Source organism: Aestuariibacter sp. GS-14, assembly GCF_006494365.1.
In the GTDB taxonomy this organism is placed as follows: domain Bacteria; phylum Pseudomonadota; class Gammaproteobacteria; order Enterobacterales; family Alteromonadaceae; genus Alteromonas; species Alteromonas mangrovi.
In genome coordinates this window covers 1-25,484 of the sequence record NZ_VHIP01000024.1, presented here as the reverse complement: position 1 = coordinate 25,484, position 25,484 = coordinate 1, and the positions used below count along the sequence as shown (strand labels likewise).

The following is a 25,484-nucleotide window of genomic DNA, read 5'->3' as shown; positions in this document are numbered from 1 at the left end:
TTTCTACTGCTTCAGCCCAAGTTCATGTAGATGACTACACTTCACTTGCGCTTCATTGTATAAACGTCGCACAGACTACTGCAAAATCATACAGCAAAGATCAACACACCCTAGTTTAACCAGATGTAAATACCAGCGGATGAATTAGCAACGTTTACGCCAAACATCGATACCAGATCATGACATTTCCCGCTCAAAAGGATAAGCTTAAGCGAATCTAACAGCCCTGCGTATTATGTGGTTAATGCAGCGCGGAATTGAATTGAGACAGAAAAATAATATGAACTCATCTGTAGTGTTAAGCGGTGTCGGCCTGTGGACACCACCGAACAAAATCACCAATGAAGAATTGGTCGACAGTTACAATGCCTGGGCAGATGCCTATAACGCCGAACACGAAGCGGACATCGCAGCCGGTAATCTGGAAGCGAAACCGCACTCCAGTGCAGAATTTATTGAAAAAGCATCGGGTATTAAAAGCCGTTACATTTACTGTAAAGATGGCGCGCTGGATATTAATCGCATGCGTCCTGCCATTCCTGAGCGGGCCGAAGATGAACGTTCCAATCAGGCTGAAATTGCCATAGAGGCTGCCAAACTCGCTCTGGCAGACGCCAACAAAACACCGGCAGATGTGGATGCTGTTATTGTGTCCTGCGCGTATACACAACGCGCTTATCCTGCTATTGCCATTGAAGTACAGGATGCGCTGGGCATCGATGGTTTTGGCTTTGATATGCTGGTGGCTTGTTCCGCCGCGACGTTTGGCATGCATCGCGCCTGGGAAATGATTGCATCGGGTAATGCAAAATGCGTGTTGGTAATCAATCCTGAACTGGTGTCACCGCAGATTAATTATACCGATCGCGACAGTCATTTTATTTTTGGTGACGTTGCCACCGCTACCGTGCTGGAATCGGCCGATACGGTAACAACTGACAACGCATTTGATATTTTAAGTACCAAAGCCAAAACGGTCTTTTCGAATAATATTCGCTCTAATTTTGGGTATATCAGTCGTGCAAACGACGCCGATCCGTTTGGGCCGGATAAGCTGTTTCATCAGGCTGGCCGCAAGGTATTTAAAGAAGTGTGTCCGATGGCGGCCGATCATATCGCAGCGCATTTAGGATCGCATGGCTATCAGCCAGAAAACGTGGCCAGATGGTGGTTGCATCAGGCGAACATCAATATGAATACCTTAATTTGCAAACGCCTGTTAGGACGTGACGCTTCCCAGCAGGAAGCGCCAATCGTTCTGGATGAATATGCCAATACTGCCTCGGCGGGTTCGGTTATCGCGTTTGCGTTGCATCACCAGGATTTACAAGCGGGTGACGTAGGGGTAATTTGTTCATTTGGCGCTGGTTATTCAATCGGCAGTCTGGTGATTAAAAAGCGTTAAATACCAGGGCAACATGCCCTCGTTAAACAGTCGGTTACAGGGACAAGCATCGGGTGGTGACAGATGATTGCTGATATTGGATATGGGCTGAACGCCGCCGGCTATCTGGTGTTGTTGTTGCTGCTATTTACGGTGAGAAAGCCGGGCCTGGCAAAGTACCTGCTTAGTCTGGCAACGCTGTTCACCATGGTGTGGTCGATGAGCTTTATCAGTGTGCTCAGCGGCCCGCTGGATGTGATTCACTTGCTCCAGGCCGACAGTATTAAGCAGTCGATCTGGCTGTTATTTATTGCCGGTTGTTTAAAGCCTGACTTTCAGAATATCTGGCAGGTATTACGTCAACCTGCCACGTTAATGGCGTTATCGGTGCCACTGGCTGCGCTGATCTTGCCCTGGGTAGTGAGAACCGACATTACCTGGCATTTCTTACTTCAAACCCTGATTGCCCTTGAAGTACTTATTCTGCTGGAAGTGTTGTATCGACAGGTGGGCGATGAACAGTGGGCATATAAACCCCTGGCATTGTATTTGGGCGCGACCAACTTGTTTGAGTTTGTGTCCTATGCCAACGCGACCATGATCGCACAGGTTGAACCTGGATTCATTGCTGCCCGGGGTTACATTTATCTGCTGATGCTACCCTTTTTGGTTATTGCCACCCGCCGTGTAAAACACTGGGGTGTCAATATTTTCATTTCCCGGGACGTGGTACTGCACAGCAGCTTGCTATTGGTTGCAGGTGTGTATTTGTTCATCATGGCAACGCTAGGGTATGTTATCAATTATTTGGGCTGGAGTTGGGGCAGTACCGTTCAGATAATTCTGATTGCACTGTCTTTGGTAATGCTGGCAACGCTGTTTTTGTCGAACAACTTCCGCACGCGCATCAAAATATTTATTACTAAACACTTTTTTGCCAATCAGTTTGACTACCGCGAAGAATGGGTAAAACTGACTAACGTGCTGGCCAATACCGACCAATCGTTGCCCAATGTGTATCAGATTGCACTGGAAGGTGTAATGGGGGCCGTCAACTACGACAGCGGCGCGTTGGTTAAAAAACAAGGTGGTCGGTTTACGCTGGTAAGTGATCAGTTCTTTATACCACTGGAACAAGCCGAACCGGCGCTAACCTCTTTGTGGGACTATTGCGAGCGCACAGGCTGGATGGTCGATCTTGAAGAATACCGCAATAAGCCGTTTAACTACGAAGGATTGCAATTGCCTGCAAAAGTGGTTGAAGAAACCCAACTGCAATTGGTGTTGCCATTCATTAAAGAAGATAAAATGTGGGGGCTGGCTTTGCTTAGCGCCGTTGACCGGCCCAAAGTGTCACTCAACTGGGAAGTAAGAGATTACCTGAATGCAGTGACCAACCAGATTGCCAACTTTATTAATTTTCATGAAGCGGCTCAGTCGTTAGCTGAAAATGCCCAGTTTGCTGCATTTAATCGAATGGCAGCATTTGTACTGCACGATCTGAAGAATGTGCTGGCACAAATCGATCTGATTTTGTGCAACGCAGCAAAGCACAAAGATAATCCTGAATTTATTGAAGATACCTTCGAAACATTGCATCATACCAAGGCTCGTATGGATCGGATGCTACGCCAGTTAACGGAAAAACAAGTCGATGAAAGCGGCGTTGATGCCACTCATACTTTATCCGAACTCATTTCACAGGTTATTGCGCAGCGCTGTCAGTCACTCAAACCCTTGCCCGTTATGCAACTAAAGGATGAAACGGGAGTGGTGGTTGATCAGGAAAAATTCGCTAATGTCATGTATCATCTCATTAGCAATGCGCAGCAGGCTACACCGGACGACGGCCAGATAGACATTACCATTGTGCTCGATTCGCAGCACGGGTATCAGTTGGTTTTCATTGAAGACACCGGGTGTGGCATGGATGCAGAGTTTATTAAAACCCGTTTGTTTAAGCCGTTTGATACCACTAAAGGTAATGCGGGCATGGGGATTGGTGCATACGATGCAAAAACATATATGGAATCCATAGGGGGCTACTTGCAGGTGCAGAGCCAACCGGGAATGGGAACCTGCTTTACGCTGGGCTTCCCAATCGAATAAATACCCTCGTGGTCGGAACGAAATGGAAAAATAAACATGGCTGACACCATTCTGGTAGTTGATGATGATTTAGGCATTCAGAAGCAGTTAAAATGGAGCTTAACCGATTATAACGTGGTGTTTGCAGACGACAGGCAGTCTGCTATTGCACAGCTTCGGCGCTTTGAACCCAGTGTCGTTACACTGGACCTGGGGCTTCCTCCAGATCCTGCCAACGCCTCTGAGGGGCTAAAAACCCTCGAAGAAATACTGGCTTTGTCGCCACGAACTAAAGTGATCGTGGTGACGGGCAACAACGATAAAGAGAACGCACTCAGAGCGATTGATCTGGGCGCTTACGATTTTTATCAAAAGCCCATTGATTCAGACACCATTAAATTGCTGGTGAACCGGGCGTTAAACCTGTCGAAACTGGAAGACGAAAACCGCATTCTGGCCAAAACCCGGCCGTCAATGGGGCGGATTATCGGCAACAGCGAAGCTATCCAACTGGTGATGCGTAAGGCGGAAAAGATTGCCGGTACCGATATCAGTACGCTGTTATTGGGGGAAAGCGGCACGGGTAAAGAGGTGTTTGCCCGCAGTATTCACGAGCATAGCCCACGCAAGGACAAGCCTTTTGTAGCGATTAACTGTGCTTCAATTCCGGAAAACTTGCTGGAAAGTGAGCTGTTTGGTTACGAAAAAGGGGCATTTACCGGTGCCAATAAAACCACGTTGGGCAAAATTGAAACCGCTCAGGGCGGCACATTATTTTTGGATGAAATTGGTGATATGCCAATTGGACTGCAAGCCAAAATGCTGCGTTTCCTGCAAGAGCGGGTCATTGAACGAGTGGGGGGCCGCACTGAAATTCCTGTCGATATTCGGGTGATTTGCGCTACACACAGGGATTTGCAAACCATGGTTGCAGAAGAAAGTTTCCGGGAAGATTTATTCTACCGTATAGGCGAAATTCCAATTAATATTCCTCCGCTACGCGAACGCGATCAGGACATCGTTTTATTAGCCCGCACGTTTCTGAATCAGTACCGGGAAGAATTTAATGCGAAAGCGAAAAGCTTCAGCGATGGTGCAATTCAGGCATTACTGGCACATAAGTGGCCTGGTAATATTCGCGAGCTACAAAATAAGCTGAAGTCGGCCGTTATAATGGCGGAAGGTACGGTAGTTCAGCCTGAAGATTTGGGGTTACGAGTGCCTACCACCGAATTTGAAAGTGATACGCTGAATTTGCGCGAAGTGCGAGAGCAGGCCGAAAGCCGGGCTATTCGCAAAGCGTATCAGCGTGCCGACAAAAATATGTCAAAAACGGCAGAGCTGCTGGGTGTTACCCGCCCTACGTTGTATTCCCTGATAGATAAATACCATCTGGAAGACCTGAAAACCGGCGTATAACGCTCATTCAGCGCAATTCCAGTTTACCGCCGACAGGTGATTCAACGACGTTTGAATGCGTGTTGGCGGCAAGTTGTACTTTTCCTCTAAAGGCGAAAGCTGGTGTGATTGGTGCTGTGAGCGCGATTTTTCGCCCAGCAAGCCAATCCAACAATCTTTTCCCGAGCTCTTAGCCGCATATAAACAATCATCGAGAATGGCAAAATACTCACTCCATTCCAACTTTGTGGGATCATCCGGATAGAGTGGCAATACACAAAAGCCAATCGAACAGGTGATCTTCAATCGTGTTTGATCGTTTAACGAGAACGATTCCTGATGCAGGGACTGATGTAGTCGCGTTGCCAGGGTTACCGCTTCTAGCCGGCTGGTATTGCGGCAAACCGCCAGAAATTCCTCCCCACCCCAGCGTATCAGCATGTCAGACGGCCTGAAAACCGAGCGCAGCAGCTTGCTTAACTGAATGAGTATCCGGTCGCCGGCGAGATGGCCATAAGTGTCGTTAATGTGCTTGAAGTTATCGATATCCAGCAGAAAACACACCAAATCTGCATTGGCAGCATCGGCGCCAACAGGCTTGTGAACTAAATAGTTTTGTTGCGCGCGGTGAATTTCCTGAGGTAGCTGGTTATTGAGATACTGACGGTTATACAGGCCGGTAAGCGGATCCAACAAGCTGGCGCGCTCCAATGCCTGATAGGCACTTTCAAGCTCTGCGTTTTTGATTTCAAGTTCCTGGGTTCGTCGTTTTACTTCACGTTTTAGCAGGCTGGAGCGTTGTTTTTGATTTACCCTGCTCCAAAATAAAAACACAAACAACAGTGAGGCCATTAATGAGCCATAGAGCATCTTAGTTCTGAGCTGTTGTTGTTCAGCCTTTGACAGCTCGATAGCTTGATTTTTACTGAGTAGGGTGAGTGCCTGAGCCTGTCGTTCGGCATCGATCTGTGACTGAAGATACAATAAGGCCAGTGAACGGCGTTGATCAAGACTGGTAGATTCCAGCTTGCGCTGACGCTGTAACGCCTCGAACGCCGCCTCATAGTTCTGTTGTTGCACATACAACTTCACCCTGACCGCCTGGAATTGTGACTGCGTATACAGCTCTTCTCTGTCTATAGCCTGTTCCAGACCGGCTTCGATATGATACTGCGCTTTTTCCTGGTCGCCGGGTAAATACGCATCGGCCAGTGCCAGATGGATATCGGTTAACAATGTTGTACAGTTGTTCGCGGTTGCATCGGTCAGTTCTTTTAACAGTAATTGACGTCCCTGTGCGTATTGTTGTCTGGCTATAAGCGCTTCGCCATAACTCGCGGTGGCCTTTCCTTTGTCGCACAATGCGCCTAGTTTAGAGAAGCCTTCAATACTGCTGTTGAGATACCGCAGCGCATCGTCGTAGTTGCCTACCGATGCATACACTTTGCCAAGGTGATACCCCAGTTCTGCATTTAACAACGACATCGAAAGGGTGCGGATGAGTTGCTCGGCATCTTTTAAGTACAGTAAAGCCTGATCGTTTTTACCAACATCACTGTAAACGCGGGCAATATTCATTAGCGCGAGTGCACTTGCGGCATTGTCATTTGTTTCGCGAAGCAGGGGCAGTGCCCTTTCTAACTGGCTCAGCGCACTCTCAAACTGTCCAAGCTGGCGAAGTGAAACGCCAATTTCAAGCTGTTGGAGTGCAATACCATCGTTACGGTTTTGCTGGTGATAAATTTCTTTGGCAAGATTGAAATAACTGAGGGCAGACTGATACAGCCCCATTACCCGGTATGTTCTGCCGATATCGGTGTAAAGGTCAGCGATGGCCAGCGACTGATTAGTACTTTTAAAGTAATTAAGACTGGTTTGAAACTGAGTTAAGGCTAACGGATAGAGGTTTTTAAGCAGTGATAAATGGCCGAGCGCGTGCACACCCAACGCTACCGCATTGTCGTCATTATTAGCGCGAGCCTGCGCCAGAGCGTCTACAATTTGCTGTTCGGCCTGCTGAATATTGCCCTGCGCCACGAGTAGCTGGACGCCGGATGAACCGCCGCCATAATGCTCGCTGTCCAGAGAGATATGTTGCAGAGGATGCCCCTTCGCCTGTGCTGACACCAAGGTGAACACAAGTGCGAACAAACACAGCATTAGCAGATTTAAACTGCCACGGGTTATCATAAATGCCTTTTACACCGCTTTTCTTTGTTGCTAGAACCGCTACTACATACATCTGCGTGCTATCTGTCTTTATACTTTAGTATAGGCTATATAGCCTTTTAAATGTTGGAAATTTAATCAGTTGTTTGATTTGAATGCAACACTACCAGTCACTCCTTGTACGAGAAAAATGTGCTATCCATAGCCGGATCAGTTTGGATTTAGCCACCCCGCTCTGATCCGAGATTGCTTGCAACTGCGCTATACACTCTTCAGTAAGCGTAAACGTAGCGCGGCGCATAGGCTGAAGTGACAATTCGGCTTCAGCTTCTTCAGTAGCAGCCGTTGTTGCACTCACCTTTTTAGAGAGCTGTGCCGTTGCAACTGAAAGCGCGCACGACTGTCCACTGGCGTAGTGCAATGCCTCATCTATAAATGTATCGGCAGTCACGGGTACAGCATTAGTGCCACTAGCTCGCGGCGTGGTACACGACAGATTGAGTAGGCTCATTTTGTTCCCCCTTTCTGCGGGCCAGTAGCTCTTCAATAATACTTCTGATCTCAATAGCGGCTTTGCCTGTTGGCTCACTTTCCAATACCGAGCGTCCGGACTCTTCGGAGTCGTCATACATATTCCGGCTAAAGGTCACCGAATTTAATACGGGTACTTCAAACGAACGGCAAACCTCTTTAGCTTCCAGAATACGCGATGCCAGACTCGGCAATGAAGGGCATTGCGTGATCACAAAGGCGGCGTTCATTCTGGGATTAACCATTTTACAGGTCGACAGAATGTCTTCCATATGCGGTACGGTTTTCAAGTCGCGGCGTTTGGGGCGCAATGGGATAAGAATATGGTCAGCTACTGCCATAGATGAGCGCAATGCCAGATTATCCTGCCCGCCGCAGTCAATCACCACGAAGTCGTAACGCTCTTTTAAACTGAGTAATTCGTTGCGAATTTTTCCGTATAACTGGATACAGGTAATATTGGGGAGTGCATTATTACTGCTGCGTTCCTGCGCCCAGTCTGACGTGGTGCGCTGTGGGTCACAATCCACCATCAGAACGCTGGCTTTCTTTTCGCAACGCAGGTAAACAGCGATGTTTTGGGCGAGACAGCTTTTGCCACTGCCGCCTTTTTCGCCACCGACTAGAATCATCATTGGTTCAATCCTCATTGGAGCTTCGCATATACAGTTTGAAGCTCGCTGTAATGGTCATTACACAATGAAAAAGTGAACATCGTTATGGGTATTGCAACAGCTGGTGTTGTCAAAACCTATGTGTTCGGTAGCCCCGCTATCATATCAGATGATGAAGACCGGAGGCTTTGCGTCACGCGCTTTCGTCGCGTTTTGCCTTTTTCAAACGCTTGCAAAGTGAAACACTGATACCTGTGATACACCTTACGTGACATAGCATAAGCAAAGCTGCGCTGTATCGCTATGCCATTGACGCATTGCAAACCATAAAAAGGGATTGTTCCGTATACCAATAGCAAATCATGGTGCAAGGTTATCTAATTGGATTTTTAGATTAAAACAATGGACTATTTTCGCTTTCATAGTTTTTTTTGGCAGCTATACTTGAGACATCAATTAAGGAGATGACCATGACACACCCCGTAGATAAACCATCACGCGAAGGTACAAAAGTACCTGACGTTACCTTTGCAATTCGCGAAGGCGAGCAATGGATAAACCGCACTTCCAGCGACATTTTTGCAGGCAAAACTGTAGTGGTGTTTTCGCTACCGGGGGCCTTCACGCCCACGTGCTCTTCAACCCACTTGCCGCGTTATAACGAACTGGCCGACGTATTTAAGCAAAACGGTGTAGATGAGATTGTATGCGTATCGGTAAATGATACCTTTGTAATGAATGCCTGGGCTGCTGATCAGGAATCAGAAAATATTTCTCTCATTCCGGATGGCAATGGTGAGTTTACCGATGGTATGGGCATGCTGGTAGACAAAGCCGATCTGGGGTTTGGCAAACGCAGCTGGCGCTACTCAATGCTGGTTAAAGACGGTGTAATAGACAAATTGTTTATTGAGCCTAACAAGCCGGGCGACCCTTTCGAAGTGTCTGATGCCGATACTATGCTGAGTTATATTGCGCCTAATGCGGTTAAACAGGAGCCTGTGTCGATACTGACCAAGCCGGGTTGTCCTTACTGTGCTAAGGCGAAGGCGTTGTTGCAACACCATGGTTACCGTTACGAAGAAATTGTTATGGGGCAGGGAGCAACACTCACGTCTCTGAAAGCCATCAGCGGGCGCACTACTGTACCGCAGGTATTTATTGGCGGAAAACACATTGGCGGCAGCGATGATTTAGAAGTGTATTTTGCCGCGCAGGCATAAATACAACAGCGGCTCGTTACTCATGTAACGAGCCGCTATGTTGATTAACTTCTACAACACGGGCGCATCGTAGTCCGTTGGTTCGTCGGTATAGATACACACATTCCAGTCTTCAGCTAAGCCATCCTCAGCCTGACAATATTTCGCAAAAAATGTCGCAATTTCACTGCGCTGACAGTGTGCTTCAAAACTCGCCATATCGGCCCAGATTTCGTTAAACACAATAGGAAAGCTGTTGCCCTCGGCAAACGGGCTGGTGATATGTCGCGTCACAATGTACTGAATGCAGCCGTCTTCCCTTAACGTATTGGGTTCCAGACGTTGAAGTACTTCAAACAGGGCTTTTTCTTTGCCGGGTTTGGGTAAAAATTGTGCGCAACAATACACTTTCTTAGACATAATAACTCCTGAGTTGAGCGTTTTTGTGTGGGTTACCTATACCAGGGCACCTGTAGTTAGCCCGTATGCGAGTTGGTATTAAAGGTAACCTGACAGATATAAACAATCATTCATCGCCATCATACTCGAATATCGGGTTTATCTCTGTAATATTACGCTGAACACCGGTTAAACATTAGGGAAGGTAACATGAAACTAAAGCAATTAATCAGCGCGGGTGTAATCGGCCTGCTTGTGTCTGCTTCGGCGCATTCTGCTGTTCGCTCCGAAGAAAAAGCCATGATCAATGCAATTGATAAAAACAAGGCCAACGCTATTAAATTGCTTGAAAAGAGCGTCAGCATTAATAGTGGCACCATGAACTTTGCGGGTGTCAAAGCCGTTGCAGAACACCTGTTACCGGAATTCAAAGCGCTTGGTTTTACTGCGCAGTTTGTGGATGGCAGCGCATTTAAACGGGCTGGTCACCTGGTTGCGACTATCGAAGGTGGTTCTGGCCCTAAGATGTTGCTGATTGGCCATTTGGATACCGTATTTGAGCCAGATAGCCCGTTTCAGCGTGTCACCTATATCGACAAAAATACGATGAGCGGTCCTGGTGTGTCAGACATGAAAGGCGGCAATATTATTATGCTGGAGGCGCTGCGTGCTCTGGCGAGTATTGGTGTGCTGAAGAAAATGAATATCAAAGTGGTGCTAACAGGCGATGAAGAGCTCAGTGGCCGGCCGTTAAACTTATCCAAGGCTTCGTTAATCGAAGCGGCTAAATGGGCTGACATTGCTCTGGGTTTTGAAAATGGCGATGGCAACCCAAAGACAGTGAATACCTCCCGCCGTGGCTCGGTGGACTGGACATTAACCGTTACTGGCGTGTCTTCGCACTCATCACAGGTGTTCAAACCCAATATTGGTGCTGGTGCTATTTACGAAACCTCGCGGATTTTGAATCAGTTTTACGAAGAGCTAAGAAGTGAGCCCATGCTGACCTTTAATCCAGGGCGAATGTTGGGTGGCACTGACGTAAAGCACGACAGAGCGGGCAATCAGGGCACGGCGTTTGGTAAGAACAATGTGGTGGCTGAGCACGCTGTGGTAACGGGAGATATTCGCGCGATCAGCCAGGAGCAATTAACCCGGGTACAGCAAAAAATGCAGACTATAGTGTCTCGCAACTTGCCGAAAACCAGTGCGGTTATTCAGTTTGGCGAGGGATATCCGGCCATGGCACCAACGGAAGGCAACATGAAGCTGCTAAAAATGTACAGTGCAGTGAGTGTTGATTTGGGCCAGGGCGAAGTGACTTCCGTTGATCCTATTAATGCCGGTGCAGCCGATGTGTCATTTGCAGCTGATCATGTTGATATGGCACTGGATGGACTGGGAATGAGTGGTTCAGGTAATCACACGGTAAAGGAAGTGGCGGTATTACCTGCATTACCGTTGCAAGCGAAAAAAGCGGCTATTCTGATGTATCGGTTATATAAACCCTAATGCAAGTTGTGCTCTGGTGTTGTTCGGTTGCAATTAAGTGGCAAGATGCCCATAGTAGGCGCAAATTTGTTAGCGGAGTACACTTTGTTTTCACTTAAATCTTTCACAGCACTATGTGGTGCACTGTTGCTCAGTGCACCTGTGATGGCCCGGTCTGCCTTTGAACTTACCAATGGCTTTCAGGCATTGTATGACGAGTCATTAGGTGACGTCAGAAAATGTGCTGATACCAGTACCAATCGCTTTGCAGTGTGCTCTGATGCGCTGCGTGGCGACGGTAATGCGCCATTTATTTTGATGCAGCAAGTACCGGAAAGTCCGGTGGCGGTGTTAATACACGGTTTAAGTGACTCGCCCTATTTTGTAACAGCCATTGCAGATGAGCTTTATAGCATGGGTTATACCGTTGTTGCGCCCTTGCTACCCGGGCACGGTTTGCAACAGGCCGATGCCGATATGGAAGATGATCAGTTGTCAGAACGCTGGCAGGCTCATGTGAGTGACGTTGTATCGCTGGGCCTGTCAGCCAGCAGTACCGGTAAAGTGGTTATTGGTGGATTTTCTACTGGCGGCGCGTTATCAGTAGATTATACGCTTTCTCACCCGGATAACGTGCAGGGGCTGTTGTTGTTCTCCGGTGCGCTGGCGCTGAATGGCAATGTGGAGTCGTTGTCGAAAATTTGGGGAGTACGCTGGTTGGCAAAGCTACTGGATGGCGAGTATCAGACCGATGGTCCAAATCCACAAAAGTATCCCAATGTGGCCAGTTTCGCGGGGTTGGAGTTAATGTCATTGATCAGCGATATCCGCGAGCGTCTGGATGCCGGTGGTACTATTGATGTCCCGGTGTTTATTGCTCACTCTGAAGCCGACCAAACCACTCCCATCGAAGGGGTGCAATCGTTACTAAGGTCGGTGAATGCTGATAACACTTTCTATGTCATTGATGCTGCAGAGAATGTATGTCATGCGGATTTGGTGGTAAACAGGTTGTTGCTGGAGAATATGCACTTTGATCGCAATCGGGCAGATTTGAGCGAGACCTGTGCGGTACCTCAGGTAAACCCCCAGTTTTTCCCCATGATGCGCGCACTGCGTGGTTTTGTGGAGTTTTCTCTAGCCGTTCGATAGTCATACCAACTGCTATGCGAATTGGTATTGTAGGCCGCCGGTAAAGCGGCCTGATTGTTTTGCTATTTTGCCAGCTGTTTCGCCATTCGGCGAACCTGCACAAGGTAAAAGCAAGCCGGGATCACCAATAACGATAACACCAGTGCACTTGCCATACCGCCTACCATCGGGGTGGCAATTCTGCTCATTACTTCGGAGCCTGTGCCGGTTCCTGCCATAACAGGCAATAACCCAATCATCACCGTTGCTACTGTCATTAATACCGGTCTGACACGCTTTAAAGCGCCTTCGGCCACGGCGTCGCGCAATAGGTCGGTGGTGATTAACGCATGATGACGGGCCAGGGTTTTACAGGCGTCGTTTAAATACACTACCATGATCACCCCAATTTCTACGGTTACCCCCGCCAGGGCTATAAAGCCTACCCCAACGGCCACTGACAGTTGGTAATCCAGCCAGTAAAGCAACCAGAAGCCGCCAATCAGGCCCAGCGGCAGGGTGCCCAACACAATCGCCACATCTACCATGTTGCGGAAACTCATAAACAACAGGATCACGATAATGGCCAGAGTGAGAGGCAGTACATAGGTGAGCTTTTGCTTGGCCCGTTCCATGTATTCATACTGTCCCGCCCATTTCAGGCTATAGCCTGCAGGCAGGGTCAGGTGGGCGTCCAGTGCAGATTTCGCATTGGCAACATAGGTCTGAATATCGCTGGTGGTTAAATCAATAAAGGTGTAACCGGTTAGCCGGGCGTTCTCACTTTTTAACGCTGGGGGTCCTTGAGTAATGTTGATATCAGCCACATCACCCAGCGTAATACGCTGGCCGTTAGGCGTTATCAACGGCAAATCAGCCATCGCTTCCGGTGAGTCCCGGTATGTTTGCGGATAGCGCATATTCACCGAATAGCGTTCCAGCCCCTCTACGGTAGTGGTAACCTTTTTACCGCCAACAGCCGTGCTAATTACCTGCTGTACATCGGCGATATTCATGCCGTATCGCGCAGCGGCATAGCGATTAACGTCGAGCGTGATATAGCGCGCACCGGCGACTCGCTCTGCGTATACTGAAGCGGTGCCGGGCAAATCGCCCAGAATTCGTTCAACGTCTTTGCCGAGCTGTTCAATAACCGTGATGTCGGGGCCCGAAATCTTCAGACCCAACGGGGTTTTTATGCCCGTAGCCAGCATGTCGATTCGGGTTTTAATAGGCATTACCCATGCGTTGGTTAATCCCGGAAATTGCACAAGTGCGTCAAATTCAGCTTTTAGTGAATCGGTTGTTACACCTTCGCGCCATTCAGATTGTGGCTTTAACTGAATAAAGGTTTCAATCATGGTGAGGGGCGCTGGGTCGGTAGCCGTTTCCGCCCGGCCAACTTTACCAAATACCGTTTGCACTTCGGGCATGGTGCGAATGAGCTTGTCGGTTTGCTGCAGAATTTGTCGTGCTTCACCAATTGACACACCGGCGTAGGTGGTAGGCATGTACATCAAATCGCCTTCATCCAGTGGTGGCATAAACTCACTGCCGAGCTTGGTAACCGGATAGAAACCGATCACCCCTAACAACAGCGCAGCGGTAACCGTGGATTTGGGAAAGCGCAGCACAGTTTGTAGGGCTGGTTGATAGATGGCTTGCACAGCCCGGTTAACCGGGTTTTTGGCCTCAGGCATAATGTTACCGCGAATAAAGTAACCAATTAGCACCGGGATCAGTGTAATTGCCAGTCCTGCCGCTGCGGCCATTGCATAAGTCTTGGTGTAGGCAAGGGGAGCAAACATTCTGCCTTCCTGGGCTTCCAGAATAAACACCGGCAAAAAGCTCACGGTAATGATCAGCAAACTAAAGAACAGGGCTGGGCCAACTTCCCCGGCCGCTTCTGCTACCAGCTCCCAGCGGTCGCGGTCACGGTTGGCCGGATCTTCCAGGTGTTTGTGGAAGTTCTCAATTAACACGATGGCGCCATCAGTCATCGCACCAATGGCAATGGCAATGCCGCCCAACGACATAATATTGGCATTTAATCCTTGCAGGTGCATCAGAATAAAGGCTGCAAGAATCCCCAGTGGCAGGGTAACCAAAGCCACAATGGCACTGCGCAGGTGAAGTAAAAATAAACCACACACCAGCGCCACAATAACCAGTTCTTCAATGAGTTTATCCCACAGGTTATCGACGGCTTTAGTGATCAGATTGGAACGGTCATACACAGTCGTGAGTGTTACACCATCTGGCAGGCCAGTCTGTAGTCGTTGCAAGGCAGATTTTACACCGGCTATGGTTTTCTCTGCGTTCTCACCATAGCGCATAACAATGATGCCTCCCACGGTTTCACCTTCACCATTTAGTTCTGCGATGCCACGGCGTGCTGCTGGTCCAAGGCGAATTTCTGCGACATCACTCAGTAATACCGGCGTGCCATCGGGCGTTGCGCCTAGCACAACCTGGCGTAAATCATCTTGTGATTGCAAATAACCGGTTACGGTTACCATGTATTCGGCTTCAGCCATTTCAACAACAGAAGCGCCAACTTCCTGGTTACCACGAGTAATGGCGCGTTCAATACTGCTCAGTGGCAGGTTATACGCCTGTAATCTGAGTGGGTCGATGACGACCTGATATTGCTTCTTCATGCCGCCCACCGTGGCGACTTCTGCTACACCCGGAACGGTTTGCAGTTCGTATTTCAGAAACCAGTCCTGGAGTGATGTGAGTCCTGCTATATCCAGCTTCCCTGTTGGGTCGGATAACGCGTAGATGTAAACCCAGCCTACACCGGTTGCGTCCGGACCCAACTGCGGTGTTGCCGTGTCAGGCAGCGTAGGAGCTACTTGTGATAGATACTCAAGTACCCGTGAGCGCGCCCAGTAAATATCGGTACTGTCATCAAACAGAATGTAAACGTATGAGTCGCCAAAAAAGGAGAACCCCCGCACGGTATGAGCGCCGGGTACAGACAACATGGCCGTGGTCAGCGGATAGGTTACCTGTTGTTCAACTACCGAGGGGGCCTGTCCGGGATAAGACGTTTTAATGATCACCTGGACATCAGACAGATCCGGAATGGCATCAACCGGTGTTTGTTTTACCGACCACACGCCTGCAGCACCCAACATGAGTGTGGCAATAAGCACCAGCACCCGGTTTGCAATGGACCAACGAATAATATGTGCTATCACAATTGGCTCCTGTTAGTGATGCGCGTGTGCAGATGACGTGGCATTGATTTGCTCATTGATGTCAACAATCACAAATTCGCCATCGCGGATCTCGAAAGTAAATTCGATTGCCTGGCCGGCTTTGAGATTGTGGAGTTGCACTGAGTCGTCTGCCGTGAAATCCAGTGTGGCGGGTTCACGCCCCCATTTTTCGATGGCGCCTCGCGACACGTTGAGTACCCGTGATTCGGCGTCAATGTAATTAATTACGCCATTTACCGTGGCAGACTGTACCTCTTGTGTGTCTGCGCTGGTATTCATGCTACTTTCTTCCATGGCCGGGCCAGCCATTCCCGACATTATGTGAATACCAGTGATAACGGGTAAACCAGAGGCTGATTTATCAATTTCCATGTGCAGTGTAACGCCTGCTCCCAACTGATTAATATCAACGTCGTCGGCTACGGCAAAATCCATTACCATGGCGGGCCATTGCCAGTCTTCAATGGCTTCATGACTGGCGTTTACTGTGCGCGACTCAGCATCCACACTGTTGATTTCTGCTGCCACCCAGGCACGAGTGGTGTCGCTCTGGCTGTTGTCGGAGCCTTCACTGTATCTGGCTAAGTCAGAATCGATTGCGCTTTCTGAATCCAGCAAAAACTGTGCGTTGGTAACTACCCGGTCGCCTTCTTCCAATCCGTCAACAATTTCAATGCTGTCGCTGTTAATGTTGCCAAGCGTAACTGCAACAGATTTATATTTGCCGTCGCCCAGGGCCAGCACAACCCGGTTGTTTTTCGCGGTGCGGATAACTGCATGACGTGGAACCGTGAGCACCATTTCGTCATTGCTGATTAAAAACACCACATTGGCAAACATATTGGGTTTAAGTTTTTTCTGGGTATTGGGCAAACGCAGGCGCACCTGGAGTGTGCGGGTAGCAGCGTTCATTACCGGATAGACATAATCTACCATTGCGTGAAATACCTGGTCGGGATACGTGTCCAGGGTAACCATGGCATGCTGACCAGACTGAATCTGGGCTGCTTGTCTTTCGGGCACTTCGGTGGTGAGCCAGACTTCATCCTGACTGGCAATTTCCATCAGGGTGATCCCCGGCTCGACGTAAAAGCCCGGGCGAACGTTAAGTTTGGCTACAATGCCCGACTGGGGTGCAGCAAACGCTACCTGCTGGCTTACCATGCGATTACGGGTTACCGATTCTATGGTGCTTTCAGGTAACTGCAGTGCCACCAGTTTATCCCTTGCGGCTTTGATCAGCGTTTGGTTGTTGCGGTTAAGTGCGAGCAGATATTCTTCCTGAGCATTCACTAGCTCTGGCGAGTACAACCGGTAAAGCACTTCACCTTTTTGTACCATTTGCCCTTCGTTGTTAACGCCCAGGTATTCAATCCATCCTTTTACCCGGGGGTGAACATGAATGATATTGTCCTGATTAAAGCCAATTACCCCCAGTGCAGCAACCGATTCAGACAAAGATTCAAATTGCGCGCTGGCAGTAGTTACGCCGAGACTTTGCTCAATAACGGGAGAAATCGATACCGTGCCAGGCGAGTCAGTTTGCTCGCTTGCGTAAACCGGCACCAGGTCCATTCCCATGGGGGATTTTCCCGGACCATCCCGGCGGTAACTGCTGTCCATGGGCGCAACCCAATAGAGAATTTTGTTGGCGTCGTCTGATTTACCCTGCGCATCATTCATGGATGAGTGCGCGGAGTTGTCTGAGTTCAGTAAACTACCGCCAACTACGCCAATTGCGATACCAACGAAGAGTAGGGTAATCAGTAATACCGGTTTAACCGAACCTGAAGAAGTGATTAAAGTCATGACGTTACTCCTGTGTGGCCGTTTCGGGAACCATTCTGGGAACCATGCCGGGAACCATGCCTGGAACCCGGGAAGAATAGTAATAGGCGATCTTTATACCCATTTTGGCCATCTCACCCTGAATCGATAATTGTTTAAGTTGAGCATCAAGCAATGTAATGTGGCTCTGTAATACCGCCAGAAAATCGCCATTAGCACTGGTATAGGCATTGAGTGCCGCGTCGTACTGTTGCTGTTGAAGCGGGATCAGCGAATCCCGGTAGCGCACGTAACGGCGATTCAGGCCGTCCCATTGTGCGGTCAATTGCTCAATGTCGCTAAGCTGCTGTTGTATCAACCAGCGTTTTTCAGTTTCAATACTTTCTGTTTGTTGCACCATCGCAGCGATGGCTGGCTGGTGATGAGCCTTGGTAAACAGCGGCACATCCACGCTAAGACCAACCGAAATAAAGTCGGCACGCGAGCGGTTTGCGGTATCGTCCTGGCGGTAGGAGTAACCCGCATTCACTTCCCATTGCGGTTTTAAATTCTCAGCCACTTGCTGTTGTTTGAGGCGTTGAGTATCTATTTGTGTGTTTTTTAGCAGTACTGCAGGGTGTTGTTGTAACAGGAGCAAACGTTGCGAGTCTGGTACGTCTGGCTGTCCATACCACTGCATAGCCGACAACCACTGGCTGTCGGTGTCGGTAGGTGTTAAATGCGTGAGTTGCGGATGTACGGTTGCGGGTAGCCACAATGTCAAGCGCGCAACGGCGGTCTGCTGACTGGTGAGCGAAGCATCCAGACGGTCTTCAAGGGCCAGCGCGAGTACATCTGAACTTAGCACGTCGTATTGTGACGGGCCCGACGAGGCTGCATAGCTATTTTGTATCGCATCTGACAGCTGGGCGACCACCTGTTGCTGTGCGCGAATAAATTCTGCACTTTGGGCGGCAACCAGCCAGTCGGTCCAGGTTAGCTGAATATCGCGTTGCAATTCCAGCTCCCGATTTTGTCTGCGCAGCGGTTCTGCACTGGCAAGCGTAGCCATTTGCTGGCGCTGTAAAGCCACGCTGTCACCGCGCGGGAACATTTGGGATACGCCAACCCGAAGCTGTGTCATTCCCTCCTGGTTAAGGGCAAAGCCATCGGTAGGGACATTCAGTACGCCCAGCGAAAAGCGAGGATCGGGCATGCTGCTTACAGCGTCACGCTGCAAGGTAAGTGACTGTTCAGACTGGGTACTTTGTTGAAGTGTCAGGTCATGCCTGATCGCGCTGTCGATTAGCCAGTTAAGTGACGTGCTGGAGGGCTGTTCAGCCATTGCCGGGCAAGCCAGTAAACTCATTAGTAAGCCGCCCGTGGCAGCAATTAATGCAGATTGTTTCATTGTAAAAACCTAAAACCGAATTGAACTAACGGTAATGTCTAAGGCGCGTTATAACGGTAAGCGAGCGCTAGACGTTAGCAGGTCGTGTAAAAGCGACTGCTGGTATACGTTGAGGTAATCAGGCGATAGGTGGGCGATACGGAGAATTGATTTCACCGCTGAATGGCTGCGGTGAAAGCTGCATTGCAGAGTAAAAAGCCACAACCGGACTGGTAAACAAATTCGATTCGGCAATATACACCGGTGACTGGCAAAGGTGCTTACAGGCACAACCGCCATTGTCGCAATCACTTTGCATCGCGCAGTTATGTGCGGTGTTTTGTGAAGAGTTGGGTGCAGTGTTTGAAGTAACAGTATCCGGTGAAGAGGACTCCGGACAGCAACTGTGTGAGTTGGTTGTTTGTGCGTTGTGATGAATGGAAGACGCATTACCAGCATCTGCTATTACATCCGGCACGACATCAGACATTGCCATTTTGATGTGTTGCGTTTGCATTTTGGGCGCAGCACTCACCATTGCATGCCCGGCGAAGGGTAGCAATGACACCGCCACAATCAAAAAATACCAAACTAAACGCTGCATGGTTGCCTTAATGTTTTACGCTGCAAAGCAGTATACGTTAATAAGCTTTGCTGGCACAAGATGCTTGTGCCAGCTGTGACGGGTTTAGCTTGTGGCTAGTGAGCCGCCGCATAGGTTTCTACCTGAGACCATACGCGAAGCAGGTTTTCGCCCAGTAATTTTGCAATACTTGCTTCGTCATAGCCGCGGTCGAGTAACCCCTGAACTAAAGACGGGTAAGACGCGACATCTTTTAATCCAATCGGCAGGGAGTCACCCACGCCATCGTAGTCTGAACCAATCCCAACGTGATCGATGCCTATCAGTTTTACCACGTGATCAATGTGATCCAATACATCTGCTAACGTGGAGTACGGGTAGGGGTTTTCGCGGCTGTACTGGTCGGCAAAGTTTTTTACCTGTTCACTGTCTTCGCCAAACTCTTTCACCAGCGCATTGCGCTGTTTGGTGCGATTGTCACTCCACAGGCGGGCTTCACGGGTAACAAAGCCAGAACCAAAGTTAATCATTACCACACCGCCGTTTTCGCCCAGTTTAACCAGCATTTCGTCGGTCATGTTGCGTTCAAAGCCTGGTGTAAAGCTGCGCAGTGAGGAGTGGGAGGCGATTACTGGTGTATTGGTTAATTCAATCACCTGATAAAAGGCGTCGTCGGAGACATGAGAAATGTCGATCAGCATTCCGATGTTATTCATTTCGGTAACCAGTTGCTTCCCAAACGGACTCAGGCCCTTCCATTTTCGGCGAATGTCATAAGATGAATCACTGATATGGTTAGCAAGGGAGTGCGCCAGCGTGATGTATCGTACGCCGCGATTGTAGAAAATCTCCAGGTTGGCCAGATCGCCCTGAATGGGCGAGCCGTTTTCCATTCCCATGGGCAACGAAATCAGGCCTTTGGCAAATTGTTCCCGCACATCGGCAACACTGGTGGCAATAGCAAATTTGTCTGGCGCACGGGCCACTATGGCTTCAACCGAATCAATTAACAGGTGAGCGAGCTGAGTGGACTCAGCAGAATCATCCAGGCTGGCTGGTACATAAATCGACATAAACGGCGCGTTTAACCCGCCAGACACGGCTCTCGGGTAATCGAAATCGCCATCGGCAGTGGCCTGGGTAACGTCTACCCATTTGTCGTGTACGCGGTAAGGCACATCAATATGGCCGTCCACAATAATATGCTTTTTAGCGATTTGTTGAGCAACGGACAATCCTTTATAGGCGTCGATTTCATTAGACGTGGACTGGCAACCGGTTAACAGGCTTAATGCTGTTAGTGTGCCAACCATCAACACATGTTTCATGGTACAGGTTCCCTATTGTTTTATTGTTGTGCAGTTAAATGGCGTTCCAGAAATTCAGCCAACGCCCGATAGAAGGTAACACGATTTTCCAATTTACTCACGCTATGACCTTCATCGGGAAAACGTAAATAGGTGACGGGCAAACCTTTGTCGCGTAGCACTTTTACCATGCGATCAGATTCGGTTACCGGGTCACGGGGATCATTTACCCCATGTTCAAAAAACATCGGGGCCTGAATGCGGTGTACTGTGTTAATAGGGGAGTTTTCAGCATAAAACGCCTGCCATTTGGGCTCGCGAATGTCGCCATACTCTATGCGATCAGAGGCTTTCAATCCGGGAGACGCTTCCTCGAGTGCCCGCACCCAGTCTGATACACCTACAAATGACGCGCCCGCTTTGAATGCGTCAGGATACAACCCCATTACGGCGTTAACCATGTAACCGCCATACGAACCGCCCATCACCGCGCTGTTTTCAACGTCTATTCGCGGATCGCCTTTTAAATAGGCTAGTGCATCAACCAGATCCCGCACGCTGTGCAGGCGCTTTTCCTGATTATCGAGGCGGGCATAGGTTTTGCCAAAACCGGTGGAGCCCCGCACATTTATATCCAGCACGGCAATGCCTTTTCCTACCAGATACTGCGTGAGGGGTTGCCACGAGGGTTTCGCCTGAGCGGTTGGTCCGCCGTGCACATCCACAACTAACGGGACTTTGTTAAGCATGCCTTTCGGTAAATACAGTAAACCGTGCAGCGTAATGCCGTCCCTTGCAGGGAATTCAATTGCCTGTGGTGTAATCAATTGTTCGGAGTCAATACCGGCCATGGTAGCGCTGACTAACAGTCTGGCTCGCTCTCCGGTGAGATTGGTAACAAACACATTTGCCGGTGAAGTTGGACTGCTGATTTCCACCGCAACCACATCAGAACTGTTGGCACAGCTAACCTGATAAACGCCGTCGGGCAAAGCAATTTTTCGAAGTCCTGAGCCATTCAACCGGCTGGTGTACAAGGTGTCAAAACCCTGATTGTTTTCGGTCCAAACCAGACTGGACTGATTGTGGCAAACTAGCAGGTTGTCCAGGTCGAATTCGCTTTGGTGACGGAGTCGGGTTGTTTCGCTTTCAGTATTGTACTCATACAAGGCGGTCATTTCGCGGTCCAGATTCGACAGGAAATACAGCGTTTTGCCATCGCTACTCCAGTGGAAATTGCTGAAAGCGGCTGCCACAGCGGGGGTATATAATGGAGTAAGGGTGCTAGTATGAATATCGAGCAGAAACACATCCTGTGCATCTTCTCCTCGGGTTTCGGTAACGACGACATTGCTGCTATTGGGTTGCCAGGCATGAGGGAAGAAACCAAAATCGGCCTGATACACCATGGTAGATTTGCCGGTGTTGATATTGTGTTCATAAATATCAAAGTCGCGGCCATTGCGTTCGGTAGAAGCATAAGTAAATCGCGTACCATCGTGATTAAACTCACCGAAGCGCCGAAATGCATTACTGTGAGACAGCAACAAGGATTCGCTAAGACCATTGGTGCGAATACTGTAAAATGCCTCCCGCTCATTGCCATCGTTATCCGCGCCGTAGATCAATTGTGAGCCATCCGGATGCCAGCGGAAAAATGAAATACCATTACCAAAGGTTAACTGAGTGGCCTGCCCACCCTGAACAGATTGCACCCATAGCTGCCGCTCGCCGGTAGCTGTGCTGATAAAGGCAAGTTGAGTGCCTTGTGGATTGATAGCTGCCTGACTTACCCCTCGCGAGAGTAAGAAGCGACTGATATCCACTGGCTGTTCGCCCGCCAGACCTATGTTCAGGGCTGACGAACCAGGCGTATCCTGCGGGTAAGGCCAGTCTGAAGCGGAAGTGTCGCTGGCGGCAGAATGTCCGGCAAGAAATAAACTGGCGCATAGACCGATGATAATACGCTGGCGTAAAAGTGTCATAGTTACCTGCTACCCTGAGAATGATTGCTTAAATGCGAATTGGTATTACACCAAGGTATACCAAGCATTTGGATCTTTGTGCTTTTTTTCGGTTAATCGACAAAATTGTCTGTCGAGTGAATTCCAGGCTGTAAGAGGGTGGCTTTACGGCTGACGTGAAATACGCCATACTGCCCGCCGACTGGTTGGGATCATAGGGCAAAAAAGCCCGGAACTGTTTCGGCTAAAAAGCGTCGAAACTCACTGTGATTGCATTGGCATGGATCACGATTGACGGTTTGTCGATGACTACAACCACCCCATTATGGATAGAGAGTTGCCCTGTTTAAGGCAGTGTGGCAACGAAGCAAATAACAATTGAGATAGTACTTATGGCAATGAATTTTGTACCGCTGGATAAAAACAAACATAAAGACATTAAAGTTGCAGTAGATCCGGCTTTCCCATTTGCAAAAAACACCCACCTGGCCGCAGCGTCAATCCGTGAATTCGCCCAATTGGCAAGCGCTATGCCGCTGGTATTCATTCAGGATCCTAAAACTCAGAACCACCACGTGGTTGCGATGCTGGGTATGGAGCCAGGTCAAAACCTGTTTCTGACCGAAGGTAAATGGAACGCACCACACATTCCAATGAACATTGTACGCTACCCGTTTGACGTACGTCCTGACGGCGAAAAGCTGGGCGTTTACATCGATGAGAACAGCGAGCAAATTAAAGACGCAGGTCAACCGTTGTTCAAAGAAAACGGCGAGCCAAGTGATTTCCTGAACAGCCGTCAGCAACTGTTGGTGGATCTGGCTAACAGCGAAATGCTAACGCAGCAGTTCGTGAAGAAAGTAGTAGAACTGGGCTTGCTGGATGATGTGCAGTTGCGTTTGCAATACGTAAGTGGCCAGGGCCGTAACGTAGGCGGCATGATGACCATCAACGAGAAAAAACTGATGGAACTGTCTGACGAGCAGGTACTGGAACTGCACAAAGCGGGTTTCCTGGGTGCCATGTATGCCGTAATGATGTCGCTGGGTCAGTTAAACCGCTTGATCGAACTGTCTAACAAAACCGACAACCCAATTCGCTCTATGCAAATGGGCCCGGCTAAGAAAGAAGAACAGCCGGCTCCAGCTGCTCAGTAAGCACTTACTTATTATTCGAGAAGCGGGTGAAAGCCCGCTTTTTTTATTTTAACTGAACGTTGCGCACATCATGTCGATTTTATTGTCTGAATGCCTTGTTAAACTTGCCCCGGCTTATCATTTTGCTTTGTCGTCTTTCCGGCTTTCTGAAGGACAACACCTCGTGATCACCGGCTTCAATGGCAGCGGTAAATCCTCGCTGGCTGCGGTGATGGCGGGTGCTGGAGAATTACTTTCAGGCACCCGAGAGACACCTGCCCGAATAGGATGGGTTAGCGTGGCGCAGCAACGGGCGATTATTGAAGCTGAGCGTAAAAAGGACGACGCTGATATTCTTGATGTGGTGCCAACACCCAGTAGCGCACTGCAAATCGCCTTGCAGCACAACCCACAGCCAACGGCATCACAGTTGCAAACCCTTGAGTACCTGGCTGATATGCTGGGTATTACGTCATTATTACCGCGGGCGTTTTTGTCGCTGTCTACCGGTGAAACCCGCAAAGTATTGCTATTACAACAACTACTGAGCGAACCCAAATGGCTGGTGTTAGACGAGCCCTTCGACGGGTTGGACGTGGAATCGGTGGCAAAGTTAACAGACTACCTGAATACACTTTCACACCACTGTACGCTGATCATGGTAATCAATCGGTTAAGTGAGTTACCAAACTGGGCAAGCAAGCTGGTGTTCATGGAGAACAATCAGATTGGCTGGCAATCCCAGGGCGAAAGCATCACCGACGCCGACCGCCAGCACCTTGCCCAAATACTCCACATTCAGCATCAGGTAAGTACATTGCCCCCTGCAGACACTGAACATCGGGCGCCAACGTTGTCGGATAAACATACCCCCTTGGTAAAACTGGTGAATGGTAATGTAGCCTGGGGAGATAACACGGTATTTGCGCAATTAAACTGGGAGATTTACCCCGGCCAACACTGGCAAATCAGTGGGCCAAATGGTTCGGGAAAAACCTGTTTACTCACCCTGATCACGGGGGATAACCCACTTTGTTACAGCAATGACCTGATGGTATTCGGTTACCAGCGTGGCAGTGGAGAAAGTATTTGGGATATCAAACAACACCTTGGAATAGTGTCAAACAGTCTGCATTTGCAGTACCGGGTAAATTGTTCACTGCTGGATGTGATTTTATCTGGCTACTACGACAGCATTGGCTTGTATCAGCAACCAACACTGGCTCAGCGCAAGCTGGCGACCGCATGGTTGGAACTGATTAATATGGCGTCACTGGCAAAAACGCCGTTTCAGTCGTTATCGTTTGGTGATCAGCGATTGGCACTCATTGTGCGCGCCATGGTAAAGCATCCGAGCCTGCTCATACTGGATGAGCCGTGCAACGGTTTAGATGATGCCAACCGGCTTAAAATTCTGGCTATGGTGAATTTGCTCGCTCGTCAGGGCGATACCACCCTGCTGTATGTGAATCATCACACCGAGGATCGTATCAACGCCATTGAACATTGCCTTGATATGCGGGATTACGCAACAAAATAGCCGTTCTATCCGAACGGAGCGAAGCAATAATGCAATCTGTGCGATCCCCGGATTGCTTGCATTTGCTGCCAATTCCTCGCGAAGTGTGTAATACCAATTCGCATAGAAGTTTGCCCTCTCAGAGTGAGTCAAAACGACTTAGATCACGACGCGCACTCTGAGG

General features: G+C 49.1%; 18 protein-coding genes and 1 riboswitch. Of the genes, 8 read left to right on the top strand and 10 right to left on the bottom strand.

Annotation, left to right across the window (positions count from 1 at the left end; genetic code table 11):
* Positions 1-280 precede the first annotated feature (280 nt).
* From FJ444_RS20815 to prsR, 3 genes are all read left to right on the top strand, one after another.
* The gene (locus FJ444_RS20815) at positions 281-1,405 is read left to right on the top strand and encodes a beta-ketoacyl-ACP synthase III (protein WP_140961806.1); all 1,125 of its coding nucleotides are present in this window, start codon (positions 281-283) and stop codon (positions 1,403-1,405) included.
* Between the two features lie 63 nt (positions 1,406-1,468).
* On the top strand, positions 1,469-3,493 hold the full coding sequence (prsK, locus tag FJ444_RS20810; RefSeq protein WP_140961804.1) for an XrtA/PEP-CTERM system histidine kinase PrsK: 2,025 nt from the start codon (positions 1,469-1,471) through the stop codon (positions 3,491-3,493).
* 36 nt (positions 3,494-3,529) lie between these two features.
* The gene (gene prsR / locus FJ444_RS20805) at positions 3,530-4,891 is read left to right on the top strand and encodes a PEP-CTERM-box response regulator transcription factor (RefSeq protein WP_140961802.1); all 1,362 of its coding nucleotides are present in this window, start codon (positions 3,530-3,532) and stop codon (positions 4,889-4,891) included.
* A gap of 3 nt (positions 4,892-4,894) precedes the next feature.
* Here the strand turns inward: prsR and FJ444_RS20800 are convergent, their stop codons facing one another.
* The 3 genes from FJ444_RS20800 to FJ444_RS20790 form a co-directional block, all read right to left on the bottom strand.
* On the bottom strand, positions 4,895-7,060 hold the full coding sequence (locus tag FJ444_RS20800; RefSeq protein WP_140961800.1) for a diguanylate cyclase: 2,166 nt from the start codon (positions 7,058-7,060) through the stop codon (positions 4,895-4,897).
* Positions 7,061-7,202: 142 nt separating this feature from the next.
* A complete protein-coding gene (locus FJ444_RS20795; protein WP_140961798.1) occupies positions 7,203-7,550 on the bottom strand; it encodes a replication protein RepA in 348 nt (115 codons plus the stop codon).
* Positions 7,510-8,205, bottom strand: a complete 696-nt coding sequence (locus FJ444_RS20790; protein ID WP_140961796.1) for an AAA family ATPase — start codon at positions 8,203-8,205, stop codon at positions 7,510-7,512. The genes FJ444_RS20795 and FJ444_RS20790 overlap by 41 nt, the downstream gene beginning before the upstream one ends.
* A gap of 123 nt (positions 8,206-8,328) precedes the next feature.
* Positions 8,329-8,412: riboswitch (cyclic di-GMP riboswitch) on the bottom strand.
* A gap of 242 nt (positions 8,413-8,654) precedes the next feature.
* Between FJ444_RS20790 and FJ444_RS20785 the strand changes: the two genes are divergently transcribed.
* The gene (locus FJ444_RS20785; RefSeq protein WP_140961794.1) at positions 8,655-9,407 is read left to right on the top strand and encodes a glutathione peroxidase; all 753 of its coding nucleotides are present in this window, start codon (positions 8,655-8,657) and stop codon (positions 9,405-9,407) included.
* A gap of 51 nt (positions 9,408-9,458) precedes the next feature.
* On the opposite strand, the gene FJ444_RS20780 is transcribed toward FJ444_RS20785, so the two are convergent.
* Entirely contained in the window at positions 9,459-9,806 is a 348-nt protein-coding gene (locus tag FJ444_RS20780) for a putative quinol monooxygenase (RefSeq protein WP_140961792.1), read from the bottom strand.
* Positions 9,807-9,995: 189 nt separating this feature from the next.
* On the opposite strand from FJ444_RS20780, the gene FJ444_RS20775 reads away from it, so the two are divergent.
* A complete protein-coding gene (locus tag FJ444_RS20775; protein ID WP_140961790.1) occupies positions 9,996-11,297 on the top strand; it encodes a M20/M25/M40 family metallo-hydrolase in 1,302 nt (433 codons plus the stop codon).
* Between the two features lie 84 nt (positions 11,298-11,381).
* A complete protein-coding gene (locus FJ444_RS20770) occupies positions 11,382-12,428 on the top strand; it encodes a carboxylesterase (protein WP_181405261.1) in 1,047 nt (348 codons plus the stop codon).
* A gap of 62 nt (positions 12,429-12,490) precedes the next feature.
* Here the strand turns inward: FJ444_RS20770 and FJ444_RS20765 are convergent, their stop codons facing one another.
* The 6 genes from FJ444_RS20765 to FJ444_RS20740 form a co-directional block, all read right to left on the bottom strand.
* The gene (locus FJ444_RS20765; RefSeq protein ID WP_140961786.1) at positions 12,491-15,613 is read right to left on the bottom strand and encodes an efflux RND transporter permease subunit; all 3,123 of its coding nucleotides are present in this window, start codon (positions 15,611-15,613) and stop codon (positions 12,491-12,493) included.
* Between the two features lie 12 nt (positions 15,614-15,625).
* Entirely contained in the window at positions 15,626-17,443 is a 1,818-nt protein-coding gene (locus FJ444_RS20760) for an efflux RND transporter periplasmic adaptor subunit (protein ID WP_140961784.1), read from the bottom strand.
* A gap of 4 nt (positions 17,444-17,447) precedes the next feature.
* Positions 17,448-18,812, bottom strand: a complete 1,365-nt coding sequence (locus FJ444_RS20755) for a TolC family protein (RefSeq protein ID WP_140961782.1) — start codon at positions 18,810-18,812, stop codon at positions 17,448-17,450.
* 118 nt (positions 18,813-18,930) lie between these two features.
* A complete protein-coding gene (locus tag FJ444_RS20750; protein ID WP_140961780.1) occupies positions 18,931-19,395 on the bottom strand; it encodes a hypothetical protein in 465 nt (154 codons plus the stop codon).
* A gap of 95 nt (positions 19,396-19,490) precedes the next feature.
* Complete coding sequence (locus FJ444_RS20745) at positions 19,491-20,702, bottom strand: dipeptidase (RefSeq protein ID WP_255439381.1); 1,212 nt, start codon at positions 20,700-20,702, stop codon at positions 19,491-19,493.
* 20 nt (positions 20,703-20,722) lie between these two features.
* Positions 20,723-22,666 (bottom strand): S9 family peptidase, encoded by a 1,944-nt coding sequence (locus FJ444_RS20740; RefSeq protein WP_140961778.1) that lies wholly within the window; start codon positions 22,664-22,666, stop codon positions 20,723-20,725.
* A gap of 371 nt (positions 22,667-23,037) precedes the next feature.
* On the opposite strand from FJ444_RS20740, the gene FJ444_RS20735 reads away from it, so the two are divergent.
* Together FJ444_RS20735 and modF are read left to right on the top strand one after the other, a co-directional pair.
* Complete coding sequence (locus FJ444_RS20735) at positions 23,038-23,802, top strand: SapC family protein (protein ID WP_140961776.1); 765 nt, start codon at positions 23,038-23,040, stop codon at positions 23,800-23,802.
* A gap of 70 nt (positions 23,803-23,872) precedes the next feature.
* Positions 23,873-25,321, top strand: a complete 1,449-nt coding sequence (modF, locus tag FJ444_RS20730) for a molybdate ABC transporter ATP-binding protein ModF (RefSeq protein ID WP_140961774.1) — start codon at positions 23,873-23,875, stop codon at positions 25,319-25,321.
* The last annotated feature ends 163 nt before the right edge of the window (positions 25,322-25,484 follow it).